Origin of the sequence: Kocuria sp. ChxB (genome assembly GCF_044359605.1) — a bacterium.
Taxonomy (GTDB): domain Bacteria; phylum Actinomycetota; class Actinomycetes; order Actinomycetales; family Micrococcaceae; genus Kocuria; species Kocuria rhizophila.
On sequence record NZ_CP121123.1, the window covers coordinates 1,061,364 to 1,073,725 of the forward strand.

The 12,362-nt window shown below is 71.8% G+C and carries 14 protein-coding genes and 2 tRNA genes; 7 read left to right on the plus strand and 9 right to left on the minus strand.

Features of this window, described 5'->3' with window-relative positions:
* Positions 1-65 precede the first annotated feature (65 nt).
* The 3 genes from P8S73_RS04650 to P8S73_RS04660 all read right to left on the minus strand — a co-directional run bounded on the left by P8S73_RS04650 (position 66) and on the right by P8S73_RS04660 (position 2,609).
* Complete coding sequence (locus P8S73_RS04650) at positions 66-1,268, minus strand: YgfZ/GcvT domain-containing protein (protein ID WP_396350533.1); 1,203 nt, start codon at positions 1,266-1,268, stop codon at positions 66-68.
* Positions 1,265-1,885 (minus strand): FABP family protein, encoded by a 621-nt coding sequence (locus P8S73_RS04655; RefSeq protein WP_257745112.1) that lies wholly within the window; start codon positions 1,883-1,885, stop codon positions 1,265-1,267. The genes P8S73_RS04650 and P8S73_RS04655 overlap by 4 nt, the downstream gene beginning before the upstream one ends.
* Before the next feature lie 115 nt (positions 1,886-2,000).
* Positions 2,001-2,609, minus strand: coding sequence for a hypothetical protein (locus tag P8S73_RS04660; protein WP_259906492.1), 609 nt, complete (start codon positions 2,607-2,609; stop codon positions 2,001-2,003).
* A gap of 253 nt (positions 2,610-2,862) precedes the next feature.
* On the opposite strand from P8S73_RS04660, the gene P8S73_RS04665 reads away from it, so the two are divergent.
* The 7 genes from P8S73_RS04665 to asd all read left to right on the plus strand — a co-directional run bounded on the left by P8S73_RS04665 (position 2,863) and on the right by asd (position 8,771).
* Positions 2,863-3,552: a response regulator transcription factor gene (locus P8S73_RS04665; RefSeq protein ID WP_059281393.1), complete on the plus strand. Its 690-nt coding sequence runs from the start codon at positions 2,863-2,865 to the stop codon at positions 3,550-3,552.
* A 34-nt stretch (positions 3,553-3,586) separates the two neighbouring features.
* On the plus strand, positions 3,587-4,498 hold the full coding sequence (mshD, locus tag P8S73_RS04670) for a mycothiol synthase (protein WP_059281392.1): 912 nt from the start codon (positions 3,587-3,589) through the stop codon (positions 4,496-4,498).
* A gap of 78 nt (positions 4,499-4,576) precedes the next feature.
* A complete protein-coding gene (locus P8S73_RS04675; RefSeq protein ID WP_059281391.1) occupies positions 4,577-5,527 on the plus strand; it encodes an NUDIX hydrolase in 951 nt (316 codons plus the stop codon).
* Between the two features lie 78 nt (positions 5,528-5,605).
* Positions 5,606-6,427 (plus strand): thymidylate synthase, encoded by an 822-nt coding sequence (locus P8S73_RS04680; protein WP_019309685.1) that lies wholly within the window; start codon positions 5,606-5,608, stop codon positions 6,425-6,427.
* Entirely contained in the window at positions 6,424-7,071 is a 648-nt protein-coding gene (locus P8S73_RS04685; protein WP_019309686.1) for a dihydrofolate reductase, read from the plus strand. The genes P8S73_RS04680 and P8S73_RS04685 overlap by 4 nt, the downstream gene beginning before the upstream one ends.
* Positions 7,072-7,108: 37 nt before the next feature.
* Positions 7,109-7,453, plus strand: a complete 345-nt coding sequence (locus P8S73_RS04690) for a GNAT family N-acetyltransferase (protein WP_059281422.1) — start codon at positions 7,109-7,111, stop codon at positions 7,451-7,453.
* A 181-nt stretch (positions 7,454-7,634) separates the two neighbouring features.
* Positions 7,635-8,771, plus strand: a complete 1,137-nt coding sequence (gene asd, locus P8S73_RS04695; protein WP_082698356.1) for an aspartate-semialdehyde dehydrogenase — start codon at positions 7,635-7,637, stop codon at positions 8,769-8,771.
* Positions 8,772-8,842: 71 nt separating this feature from the next.
* On the opposite strand, the gene P8S73_RS04700 is transcribed toward asd, so the two are convergent.
* From P8S73_RS04700 to P8S73_RS04725, 6 genes are all read right to left on the minus strand, one after another.
* Positions 8,843-9,250, minus strand: a complete 408-nt coding sequence (locus P8S73_RS04700; RefSeq protein WP_019309689.1) for a PGPGW domain-containing protein — start codon at positions 9,248-9,250, stop codon at positions 8,843-8,845.
* Between the two features lie 52 nt (positions 9,251-9,302).
* Positions 9,303-10,577, minus strand: a complete 1,275-nt coding sequence (locus tag P8S73_RS04705; RefSeq protein WP_059281160.1) for a UDP-N-acetylmuramate dehydrogenase — start codon at positions 10,575-10,577, stop codon at positions 9,303-9,305.
* 11 nt (positions 10,578-10,588) lie between these two features.
* Positions 10,589-11,071, minus strand: a complete 483-nt coding sequence (locus P8S73_RS04710; protein WP_019309691.1) for a MaoC family dehydratase — start codon at positions 11,069-11,071, stop codon at positions 10,589-10,591.
* Positions 11,068-11,517 (minus strand): MaoC family dehydratase N-terminal domain-containing protein, encoded by a 450-nt coding sequence (locus P8S73_RS04715; RefSeq protein WP_019309692.1) that lies wholly within the window; start codon positions 11,515-11,517, stop codon positions 11,068-11,070. The genes P8S73_RS04710 and P8S73_RS04715 overlap by 4 nt, the downstream gene beginning before the upstream one ends.
* A gap of 317 nt (positions 11,518-11,834) precedes the next feature.
* Positions 11,835-11,908: transfer RNA gene (locus P8S73_RS04720), tRNA-Met, on the minus strand.
* Positions 11,909-11,961: 53 nt separating this feature from the next.
* Positions 11,962-12,033, minus strand: a tRNA-Thr gene (locus P8S73_RS04725).
* Between the last annotated feature and the right edge of the window lie 329 nt (positions 12,034-12,362).

Consider the following 12,362-nt stretch of genomic DNA (forward strand, 5'->3'; position numbering starts at 1 on the left):
GTCGTCCTGGTGCCGCCGTCACCCGTCGCGTCCACCTGTGGCCTGGGGCGACGACGCCGCACGGCTCAGATCCGCATGCCTCCGCCGCGCGGTCCGCGCATGAGTCCACCTGCTCGGCCGACCACCGAGCCGGCCTCCGGCGGCACCACCACGGTCTGCGACGCCGCCCACTGCTCCGGTGCGGGAGCGGAGCCGTCGGACTCCTCCTGGCCCACGGCGTGAGGCATCTCCCGCACGGTGAGCACCGCCTCCGGATCCACCGAGCGCTTGAGCACGGCGAGGGCGATGGGCCCTGCCTCGTGGTGCAGCTGGGCCGCTGTCACACGACCCACGACCCGCCCGGACAGCTCCACCGCCGCCCCCGCCTCCGGCAGGGTGTGCTGGGAGCCGTCGAGGTCCAGGAAGGTGAGCCTGCGGGGCGGATGCCCCAGGTTGTGCACGCGCGCCACGGTCTCCTGACCGCGGTAGCAACCCTTGGACAGGTGGACGGCCGTGCGCATCCAGTCCAGCTCGTGGGGAATGGTCTTCTCGTCCGTGTCCGCGCCCCAGCGGGGGCGCCAGGACTCGATCCTCAGGGCCTCTGCGGCCCACGATCCCGCGAGCTGGAAACCTTCCCGTTCAAGGCCCTCGACCACGGGCGCCAGAGCGTCCCGCGGCACGAGGTGCTCGAACCAGGTGCGAGCGCTGCCGGGGTGGTCCTGCTCAGCGGCGTACCCGTGACCGCCCGCGGCGATCCCGGGCCAGGGGTCCTGCCACACCGGGCCCACGGCGGGGCCCGAGCGGTCCGGGAGCAGCGCGGGGATCCGTGCGGAGAGGTCCTGCGTGGCCGCCAGGACGGCCCACTGCGCGGAGACATCCTGCACATCCACCCGCAGGGCAAAACGCATGGAGGTCAGCCAGTCCGTCAGACCGGAGGTTTCCCCGGCCTCGGTGATGAGCCACGTGGTGGTGCCGTCGTCGATGACGTGGGGCGCGTACTCCACGCGTCCCTGCACGCTGAGGAACAGGGCCTCGGTGCTGCGGCCGGGTTCCAGGGAGGTCAGCACCTGGGAGGAGAGCGTGGTGAGCCAGCTCAGACGGTCCGGGCCGCTCACGGTCACGACGCCGCGCTGGGACTGGTCCACCACGGCTCGTCCGCGGGCGAGGGCCCGCTGCTCCGGGACGGGGTCACCGTAGTGGGCGGCCACCCCGGCGTCGAGGCCCTGGGCGGGCACCGCTCCGTGACGCCCCAGCAGCACGGAGGGGAACACGGAATCCGCCGTGCTCACGACCGCGGATCTGCCGTGGGCTCGACCTTGGTGAGCTCGGCGGAGGCGTGCGTGGCCAGCTCCCGCCCCTGGGCGGCCATGTCCCAGGCCCACATGAGGTGGTTGTTCACGAGTCCGTAGAGGCGAGTGCCGGACTGGTACTCCTTGGCACCCTGGGCGCGGATCACGGCGTCGGTGCGCAGGTCCACGCGCGGGCCCTTGATCTGTCCGAGGTACAGCTCCGCCACCCCACCGGGCTGGAGGATGCTCACGGAGATGTCGAAGCCACCGTTCGCGTTGCGCAGCTTCTCGACGTCCTCCGCAGAGGTGAGCACGGGGACGGGATCGGGGGGCAGCATGCCGGGGCCGATGTCACCGTCCTCACGGGGACGCGCGAGCTCCCAGAAGCCCTGCTCGTACGTGGCCTCGCGCTGCGGCTCGCCCTCTTCGTCGAGGAGCGTGGTCTGCGCGCGGTAGATCACGAACGGGAGCCCGGTCTGCTCGAACGAGACGCGCTGGCGAAAAGCGCGCTGCTCGGCGTCGCCGTACCCCATGAAGCCGTTGCCCTCCCACGTGCCCAGGAGCCACGCGAAAGGGACGAGTTCGGGGGTCAGGTCAGAGGGGATCTCGATGGGCACGAGCTACATCTGCCCCTTGAAGAGGCTGAACACGACCTTCGCGCCAATTCCGAGGATGGCGAGGGTCGCGAGACCCAGGAGGACCAGGTAGAAGATTTCGAGTGCAAGCATGGCTTCACGCTACCACGGCGGCCAGTACCTGACCCGTGAAAACTGCCACCATTCCCAGCAGCGCCACGGGCGTCACACCGAGCGTGATCATTCCCCGCCGCGCCAGGTTCTCGGGGGCCGCAGAGATCACGCGGGCACCCGCGACCACGAGGATTACGGTCAACGGGGCGCCCACACCGGCCACGGTGAGCCACCCGCTGAGACCCTGCTCGTGGGCCACGGTGGAGAACGCGATCCACCCGGAGGCGGCCACGGCCGCGAGCACCCCCGTGACGGACGCCAGAGTGGACTCCAGCCGGTACTTCGCACCCTCACCGCGCACGAGCTCGGCCACGCACACCGCCATGAACGAGACACCGATGACGGCGGGCAGCCACACGAGACGCTGCGACGGCACCAGCTGCACCAGCAGGCACGCCAGGGCGCCGGCCGAGGCGATGAGCACGTTGTGGCGGCGCCGGGCCTGGATGCCTGCCGCGGCGGGCCACCCCACGCCGATCGTGACCGCCATGCCCACGGAGACCACGAACGGCGCCCAGCCCCCCAGGAGGCCGGCCGTGAGCGCGAGGACCAGCGCCACCACGGCGGCGATGATGATGCGCGCGTACTTCATGGGGAGGTTCCTCCGGGCCGGCCTGCGGGCGGTGATCTGTTCCGCGCCCTGGTGCCAGGGTAACCGCCATGCGTCCCCCGCCGGGCCCCGACCACCCGCCGGGCGCGGCCGGGGCGGTGGTCGGGACCGCGCTGCCCAGGGGCCGGGCCCCGGTGGGGTGCCCCGCGGCGTCGGCACACCCCCGCCTATACTGGCCCGGTCATCGGCCGGGCCCGCTCGGGGCCGGTCCCCACGCCTGCGAGCGGAGCACACCGTGTCCCACATCGCCCTGCTCAGCCCCGCCCCCGGTGCGGTGGACACCGCGCTGCCCGCCCTCGAGCTGCTCCCCCACACGGTCTCGGTGCACCCGCTGACGGCGACCGGAGCGCTCACCGGACCGAGTCGCCCGGATGTCGTGGTGCTGGACGGAACCGCCGATCTCGTGGGCGCCCGCAACGCGGCGCAGGCGCTCTCCGCCGCCCAGCGCCCGCTGCCCGTGCTGCTGAGCGTGACGGAGGGCGGAATGGCGGCCGTGGCGGCGTCGTGGTGCGTGGACGACGTGGTGCTGAGCACCGCGGGGCCCGCCGAGGTGGAGGCCAGGCTGCGGCTCGCGAGCGCGGGAGGTGCCGCGCCGGAGCCGGAACCCGAGGGGAGCGTGCTGCGCGCGGGCTCGCTCAGCATCGACGAGGACTCCTACACGGTGAAACTCGCGGGACGGGCCCTGAACCTCACGTTCAAGGAGTTCGAGCTGCTGCGGTTCCTGGTCCAGCACGTGGGCCGGGTCTTCACCCGCAGCCAGCTGCTGTCCGAGGTGTGGGGCTACGACTACTACGGCGGCACCCGCACCGTGGACGTGCACATCCGGCGGCTGCGCGCCAAGCTCGGCTCGGACCACGAGCACCTGATCACCACGGTGCGTAACGTGGGGTACAGCTTTGCGGCAGGCAGGGAGACCTCTGCCTGAGCACCGCGCCGACGACCGCCGAGGAGGCACCGCCATGTCCGTCACCGTGACCCCGTACGACAGCATCCCGTTCCCCGAGGACCTCGTGGCCCTCGCGGAGCACTCCCGCGCGCACGACGGCGAGCCGCCGTTCTCGGACCAGACGCTCGTTGAGCTGCGCTCCGGCCGGGCGGGGGTCACATGCGTGGTCGCCACCGACGGCGAGGACCTCGTGGGAGCCGCCGTGGTGATGCCCCAGCCTGACGCCGCCTCCACGTTCACCGTGGAGCTCACCGTGGACCCGGAGCACCGCAACCGGGGCGTGGCCACGGCCATCGCGGGCCAGCTGCGCGGTCTCGTGGACGGCACCGTGGAGGCCTGGGCGCACGGTAACCAGCCCGCGGCGCGCCGGCTCGCCGAGCTGCACGGACTCACCGCTGTGCGTGACCTGCTGCAGCTCAAGCGCACGGTCGCCGGCGCCCAGGACGTGCCCCTCGAGGTGTCGCTGCCGGAGGGCGTGGAGATCCGCGCGTTCGAGGTGGGCCGGGACGAGCAGTCCTGGCTGCGGGTCAACTCCCGCGCCTTCGCCCAGCACCCCGAGCAGGGCCGTCTGACGCTGTCCGACCTGCAGCAGCGCGAGGGCGAGTCCTGGTTCGACCCCGCCGGTTTCCTCCTGGCGGTGACCACCGAGGACCCGGACCGGGTGGTGGGCTTCCACTGGACCAAGGTGCACACGGGCGGCGAGGGCGCCGCCGACCTGGGCGAGGTCTACGCCGTGGGCGTGGACCCCGAGCAGCAGGGCGGCGGCCTGGGCCGCGCGCTCACGGCCGCGGGCATCAACCACCTGGCCGAGGAGGGACTCGAGGAGGTCATGCTCTACGTGGACGCCGACAACACGGCGGCCGTGTCCCTCTACGAGTCCCTGGGCTTCGAGCGCTGGCACGTGGACGTCATGTACCGGGGCTGAGCCCCGCTACCATCGGTACGGGATCCCCGCCCCCTCCCTGCGGGCGGCACGCGAGTTTCGGAGCACGGAGAGCAGAGCATGGCGAAGAACAGCACCCTGAGCACGTACGACATCCTCGCCGCGGGGTGTCTCTGCTGGCGGGTGGTGGACAACGAGCTCCAGGTGCTGGTGATCCACCGTCCCCGCTACGACGACTGGTCCTGGCCCAAGGGCAAGCAGGACGACGGCGAGACGCTGCCGGAGACCGCCGTGCGCGAGCTGCGCGAGGAGACAGGGCTGCGCATCACCCTGGGGGTCCACCTGGGCGACTCCGAGTACAAGGTCCGCGGCAACGACAAGCTCGTGCGCTACTGGGCGGCCGAGGTCTCCCCCACCGCGCAGACGGCCCCGGAGGACGACGAGGTGGACGAGATGCGGTGGGTCACCCCCGCCCGCGCCCACGAGATGCTCAGCAACAAGGACGACCGCGCGCCACTGGAGCGGCTCACCCGGCTCTACTCCCAGGGCCTGCTGCCCACCCGCCCCGTGATCGTGATCCGCCACGCCAAGGCCAAGCCGCGTTCGTCCTGGCAGCGGGCCGAGGGGGACCGCCCTCTCGCGGCCACCGGCAAGCGGCAGGCCCTGGCCGTGACCCGGCTGCTCGCGGCGTGGCAGCCCGAGCGCGTGGTTACTTCCCCCTGGCTACGCTGCATGTCCACGGTGGTGCCCTACGCCACCAAGCACAACGTGAAGGTCAAGGAGCGTCCGCAGCTCACCGAGGCCACCCACAAGCGCCACCCCAAGCGCGCCGCCCAGGTCACGGAGCAGCTCTTCGACAGCGAGCGCCCCGTGGTGCTGTGCACCCACCGCCCCGTGCTCCCCACCGTTCTCAAGGTGCTCGCGTCCCACATGCCCTCCAGGATGGCCAAGGAGCTGCCGGACTCTGACCCCTACCTGAGCCCGGGTCAGATGATCGTGATGCACATGCCGCGCGGCTCCCAGCGCTCCCGCGCCGTGGCGTTCGAGATCATCTCCCCGTTCGACGACTGACCACCCCGCGGTGGCGCCCCCGCGGCCCCCGCCAGCAGAGAGCGCGACGCGAGCGTGCGGCGTCGTGAGAGGAGAGCCATGAGCGAGATCCCCACACCGTACGAGGACCTGCTGCGGGACGTCCTGGAGAACGGGACGCCCAAGACGGACCGCACCGGGACCGGGACGCTGTCGGTGTTCGGGCGCCAGATCCGCTACGACCTCAGCTCCTCCTTCCCCCTGCTGACCACCAAGCGTGTGCACTTCCGCTCCGTGGCGCTCGAGCTGCTGTGGTTCCTCTCCGGCTCCTCCAACGTGCGCTGGCTGCAGGAGCGCGGGGTGAGCATCTGGGACGAGTGGGCGGACGAGAACGGGGACCTGGGTCCGGTGTACGGCGTGCAGTGGCGCAGCTGGCCCGCCGGGCACGGGGAGACGATCGACCAGATCGCGCGCGTGGTCGAGTCCATCCGCACCACCCCGGACTCCCGGCGGCACATGGTCACCGCGTGGAATCCCGCGGAGGTGGACCGGATGGCGCTGCCCCCGTGCCACGCGCTGTTCCAGTTCTACGTGCAGCCGCGCGAGGACGGCCCGGACGCCCTGAGCTGCCAGCTCTACCAGCGCTCGGCGGACCTGTTCCTGGGCGTGCCGTTCAACATCGCCTCCTACGCGCTGCTCACCGTGATGGTGGCCCAGCAGTGCGACCTGGTGCCCGGCGAGTTCGTGTGGACCGGCGGGGACTGCCACATCTACACCAACCACCTGGAGCAGGTACGCACGCAGCTCGCGCGCGAGCCCTACCCGTACCCCACGCTGCGGCTCACGCGTCGCCCGGAGACCATCTTCGACTACGCGTTCGAGGACTTCGCGGTGGAGGGCTACCAGCACCACCCCGGCATCAAGGCACCGGTGGCGGTGTGAGCGCGGACCGTTTCCCCGCCCCATCCCGGACCCAGCCCCCGGCGGACGACGACGCCGCTCACGCCCCGTCCGCGAGCGGCACGAGCGGCGTCGTCGTGGGGGCCATCTGGGCGCAGAGCCCGAGTGGTGTGATCGGGGTGGACGGCGGTATCCCGTGGCACCTGTCCGAGGACCTGAAGTTCTTCGCGCGCACCACCATCGGGCACCCCGTGGTCATGGGCCGGCGCACGTGGGAGTCCTTCCCGGAGAAGTTCCGTCCGCTGCCGGGACGGCCGAACATCGTGATCACGTCCCGTCCGGAGTCCGTGCCCGCGGACGGCGAGCGCGTGTGGGCCGTGGGCTCCTACACCGAGGCCCTCGACCTCGCCGTGTCCCTGCTCCCGGCTTCCGGGCCGGAGCACGAGGACACCGCCCGTGAGGTGTGGGTGATCGGCGGGCCGGGAGTGTGGCACGAGGCCGTGTCCCACCGGCCGCTGCCGCTCACCCGTGCCCTGGTGACCACCGTGGACCTGGACGTCACCGGGGACACCCACGCTCCCGCGCTGGAGGGCTCCTGGTCCCGCCGGGAGGTCGCGGACTGGGCCGAGTCCCGCAACGGCACCCGGTTCCGGATCGACGAGTGGACGCACACCCCCGTGGGATAGCGTGATGTCCCACACACACCGAGCGGAGGAGTCCCCCGTGAGCGACGAGAGCACACCGAGCACCGTCACGAGCCCTGAGCTGAAGATCGTGCCCAACCACGACGACTCCCGCTACGAGCTGTGGGACGGCGGGCAGTACATCGGCTTCCTGGGCGTGGAGGTGCTCCCGGACGGCACCGTGGACCTGCAGCACACCATCATCTCCGAAGCCTTCGGCCGACAGGGCTACGCCCGCACGCTCGTGACCCGCGTGCTGGACGAGTACCGCGAGCGCGGCACGAAGGTGCGGGCCACGTGCAGCTACGTGCGGGACTTCATGGACCGCTTTCCGTCCTACCGGGACCTGCTGGCCACCACGCCGGACCCGCGCGCCGAGGGCTGAGCCCGGCCCCGTGGCGTGGCGGGCCGGGAGGTCGTGGCCGGGTGCGCGCGGAGCAGAGGTGTGCGGACGGGGCGGGGGCGAGCGGCGCCGTGGTGGGTTGCTCACTCGTGGCCGGGGACGAGGCGTCGACCCTCGTCCCAGCCCCGGACCGGGCCCACGCCTCCTGGCTAGACTGGGCGGCATGACTTCACACCCCGCCGCCGTAGGTTTCATCGGTTGGCGCGGCATGGTCGGCTCCGTGCTCATGGACCGCCTGCGCGCCGAGAACGACTTCGCGGAGCTGGACCCCGTGTTCTTCTCCACCTCCGCCGCTGGGGAGCCGGCACCGGAGATCGACGGTCTCGGAGACACCGGCACCCTGCAGGACGCCCACGACCTCGAGGCGCTCGCCAAGCTCCCGGTGCTCGTGACCACGCAGGGCGGGGACTACACCACGGCCGTCCACGGAGCCCTGCGAGCCGCCGGCTGGGACGGCATCTGGATCGACGCCGCCTCCACGCTGCGCATGGACGACGACGCCGTGATCGTGCTGGATCCCGTCAACCGGGACGTCATCGACGCCGCCCTGGACCGCGGTGCGAAGGACTTCGTGGGCGGCAACTGCACCGTCTCGTGCATGCTCATGGGCCTGGGCGGGCTGTTCCGCAACGGGCTGGTGGAGTGGGCCACCTCCATGACCTACCAGGCGGCCTCCGGCGGCGGCGCCCGCCACATGCGCGAGGTGCTGCGGCAGTTCGGGGACCTCAACGGCACCGTGGCCGAGCAGCTGTCCGATCCGGCGTCCGCGATCCTGGAGATCGACCGCGCCGTGCTGGCCGCCCAGCGCGGCGGGGAGCTGGACACCACCCAGTTCGGAGTGCCCCTGGCGGGTTCGCTCATCCCCTGGATCGACGCGGACCTCGGCAACGGCCAGTCCCGCGAGGAGTGGAAGGCCCAGGCGGAGACCAACAAGATCCTGGGCCGCTCCGGGGACGCCACCATCCCCGTGGACGGGCTGTGCGTGCGGATCGCCGCCATGCGCTCCCACTCCCAGGCGCTCACCCTCAAGCTGCGCGAGGAGATCCCCGTGCCCGAGATTGAGCGGCTCCTGGACGAGGACAACGAGTGGGCCACCGTGGTGCCCAACATCAAGGAGGACACCATGAGGGACCTCACCCCCGTGGCCGCCTCCGGTTCGCTGCAGATCCCCGTGGGTCGCATCCGCACCCTGTCCATGGGACCGCAGCACGTCTCCGCGTTCACCGTGGGGGACCAGCTGCTGTGGGGCGCGGCCGAACCCGTGCGCCGGATGCTCAAGATCGCCCTCGGGACACTCTGAGACAGCGGGGTTCCGTCCGGCTGCGTGGCCGTCACGACGGCGGCCCCTCGTCAGTGCCGCGGCTGCCCTGGTCACTGGCCTGTCGAGGGGTCCGTGGCACGCATGTGCCGCGGCCCCTGCTCCCACCCGTGCGGCTTGTCCCGTGCCCGCCGGTAGCGCCACTCGGCCACGAGGTTGGACCACCAGCGCCACATCCGCAGTGCCGCCCGCTTGATGCGCATGTTGAGCCGGTGCGCCCACTCGAACTCCGTGCTCCAGATGCCCAGCCCCAGGAAGATGAACAGCCACCCGGGCCCCGGGGTCACGAGCATCACGAGCCCCGCGAGCGCGAACACCCCGCCGAGCACGATCACGATGCCCTTGTGCAGCACCCGCAGCACGGGGTGCCGTTCGGAGAAGGCTCGCAGCCGCAGGACGGCGTCGTGCACCCGCCCGCCACGTTCACCGCGCTCGATCTCCTCGTGGAGCTCGGAGCTCACGACAGCACCGCCCGGGGCTCGGAGAACGACGCCGCCGCGGGGCGCGCGCATCTCACAGGGACAGCCCCAGCAGCACCGGTTCGGGTTCCAGGCGCACCCCGAACACCTGCTCCACACCGCGCTGCACCGCGCGGGCCACTGCTGCGACGTCCTCCCCGGTCGCCTCCCCGCGGTTGGTCATGGCCAGGGTGTGCTTGCTGGACAGGGACGCCCGGCCCCCGGCAACGTCCTCCCCGGCCAGGTCCAGCAGCTCGTTGCGTGTGCCGGGCAGCCCGAAGCCCTTGCCGAAGCCCGCGTGGTCGATCAGCCACGCGGCGGAGAACTTCACGGCGCCCTCCACGGTGCGGCCTCGTGCATCCAGGACCGGGTACCGGGGGGCGTCCGCCGGAATCCGGTCCGTGAGCTCGTGCTCGGGCACCACGGGGTTCGTGAAGAAGGAGCCCGTGCTGAAGGTGTCCCGGTCCTCGGGATCCAGCACCATGCCCTTGCCTGCCCGCAGCCGCAGGACGGTGTCCCGCACGGTGGTCAACGGGGCACGCTCCCCCACCTCGACACCCAGAGCGGTGGCCAGCTGCGCATAGCGCACGGGCGTGGAGTCCTCACGCCGCTCCAACCGGAACGTCACGGAGAGCACCACGTACCGCGGTGAGCCGTGGTCCGTGCTGCGCTTGAGCAGGGAGTCACGGTAGGAGAACTCGAGGTCCTCGAACGAGAACGTGCGGCTCCGCTGCTCCTGCCGGTCCCACACGCGCACCCGCACGATGTTCTGCGAGACCTCCGAGCCGTAGGCGCCCACGTTCTGCACCGGGGTGGCGCCCGTGGTCCCGGGGATCCCGGCGAGCGTCTCCAGCCCGGCGAGCCCGCGCTCCACGGTGTCCCGCACGAGGTCGTCCCACGGGTGTCCGGCCGCGGCCTCCACGAGCACGGAGCGCTCGTCCGCGGCGTCGCCACCGGTCTCGGTCCCGGTCTCGGTCTCGGCGCCACCGTGGGCCGGGGGCAGATGCTGGGCGGCGCCGTGGTGGGCCCCGCCGTGGGGAGATGCTCCGGCCGGCTCGCGGGCGACGTCGTCAGACGGTGCACTGCCCGCCGTGCGGCGCGGGTCCGTGACCGTGAAACCCCGGGTGCCCACGAGCACCACCGTGCCCTCGAACGGCTCGTCCGAGGCGAGGATGTTGGACCCCCCGCCCACGATCAGCACGCGCTCCCCCGCCTGGTCGGCGCGCGAGACCGCCGCCACGAGCTCCTCCTCCGTGCTGGCCTCCACGCAGCGGGAGACGGGGCCGCCCACGGCCGTGGACGTGAGCTGGGAGAGTCGCGGTGCATTCATGGTGGTCAATCCTAGTGCGGGAACCTCACGACGGCCTGGGCCTTGACGAGCACCTTGAGCGCCGTGGCGGTCTCCGGCTTCGCATCGGGGTCCGAGAGGTCCGGGGCGGTCACCGTGAGGTCCACGCGCGCGGTGCGCGCCTGCGGATCCACGGCCCCGACCACACCGCTGACCGACAGCGCGGTGCTCGGCTCGACCGCCGTGCCGTACGCGTTGGGAACCACCACGGGCTTGGTGAAGCGGGTCTGGTAGTCCACCACGGCACCCGGGTCACCGGCCCACTCGGTCACCAGCCCCACGGCCACGCCCATGGTGAACATCCCGTGGGCGATCACGTTCGGCAGACCCACCGACCGGGCGAAGTCCTCGTTCCAGTGGATGGGGTTCATGTCCCCCGAGGCTCCCGCGTAGGCCACGAGGTCCGCGCGGGACACCTCGATGCGCCGCTCGCCGATCTTCTGGCCCTTCTCCAGGCTCTCGAACTCCACGCTCACTGGTCCTCTCCTCGTACGAGCAGCGACGACACGGTGGTCGCCACTTTCTCCCCGTCCACCGTGGTGACCTCCACGCGTGACGTCACCATGGCCCCTGTTCCCAGCGGTCGCACGGCATCCACCGTGACCGCCGCCGTCAGCTCGTCCCCCGCCACGACGGGCCGGTGGTGCGTGAAACGCTGGTCCGCGTGGACCACGCGCGAGAAGTCGATCCCGGCCTCGGGGTCGTTGACCAGGGCGGCGTCGGCCCGCTGGGACACGACGATCGCGAAGGTGGGCGGGGCCACGAGGTCCGGGTAGCCGGCCGCCTGCGCGGCGGCGACGTCGTGGTGCACGGGATCCGTGGCCTTCACAGCGGTGGCGAACTCGCGGATCTTCTCGCGGCCCACCTGGTACGCGGGGATGGACGGGTAGGTGGTGCCCACCACGTCAGGGGATACGGCCATGGTCTCCTCGATTCGACGGACGGCTTTCCGCCCAGCCTATCGGCCCCTCCGCTCCCCGGTCCGCCGACGACGCGTGGCCGGGGACGGTGCACTCGCGCTCGTCAGGTGCGGGACTTGGCCGACGACGGCGCACCGGGTACTCGTCACCGAGGCCCGGGCACCGGGGGTGGTAGCGCGGGCCCCGGCCACCGGGGGTGGTAACCCGGCCCCGCAACCTCCCGCGTGCACGAATGCACCGGCCATCCACGGCGCGGGACCAGCGGCGGAGCCGGACACGGAAAAGGCGCCGCTCCCCGAGGGGAACGGCGCCTGAACGGTAGCGGTGGACGGGCTCGATCCGTCGACCTCACGATTATGAGTCGTGCGCTCTAACCAGCTGAGCTACACCGCCACATCATGGATGAAACCCGCGGTTCACAAGGTTCCGCAGGTTGTCATCATGAGAGCCCCGACCGGGAATCGATCCCGGGACCTCCATCTTACCAAGATGGCGCTCTACCACTGAGCTATCGGGGCAACGCGGAATACTCTAACAGCATCTCATCGCGATGCACAAAACGGCTCTGGCCCCTGAATCACGCGACGGGGCGCCCGCCCCGGCGCCGGGGAATCGGGCCCGCGCAGGACGGGCTCGCCGGTAGGCGCAGGGGGGCGATCAGAGCGGGGGCGCCGGGGCGGATGCTGTGAGGTGGAGTAAACGCAGCACAGGGCTCCGATTTCTGCACTAACGGAGCAAATGCACACCCCGGGTGGGTGGACGGCTGACCGCCCAGCACCGAGGGCCGGGTGGACCCCCACCACCCAGTCCCCCGAAAGACGCGCGGCCCCTCACCCCACCGGGGATC

What these genes read in the sequence shown, in the direction of transcription:
- P8S73_RS04660 (WP_259906492.1), bottom strand. Translation starts at nt 2,609, where the DNA reads ATGAAGTACGCGCGCATCATCATCGCCGCCGTGGTGGCGCTGGTCCTC.
- mshD (WP_059281392.1), top strand. Translation starts at nt 3,587, where the DNA reads ATGTCCGTCACCGTGACCCCGTACGACAGCATCCCGTTCCCCGAGGAC.
- P8S73_RS04675 (WP_059281391.1), top strand. Translation starts at nt 4,577, where the DNA reads ATGGCGAAGAACAGCACCCTGAGCACGTACGACATCCTCGCCGCGGGG.
- P8S73_RS04680 (WP_019309685.1), top strand. Translation starts at nt 5,606, where the DNA reads ATGAGCGAGATCCCCACACCGTACGAGGACCTGCTGCGGGACGTCCTG.
- asd (WP_082698356.1), top strand. Translation starts at nt 7,635, where the DNA reads ATGACTTCACACCCCGCCGCCGTAGGTTTCATCGGTTGGCGCGGCATG.
- P8S73_RS04705 (WP_059281160.1), bottom strand. Translation starts at nt 10,577, where the DNA reads ATGAATGCACCGCGACTCTCCCAGCTCACGTCCACGGCCGTGGGCGGC.
- P8S73_RS04715 (WP_019309692.1), bottom strand. Translation starts at nt 11,517, where the DNA reads ATGGCCGTATCCCCTGACGTGGTGGGCACCACCTACCCGTCCATCCCC.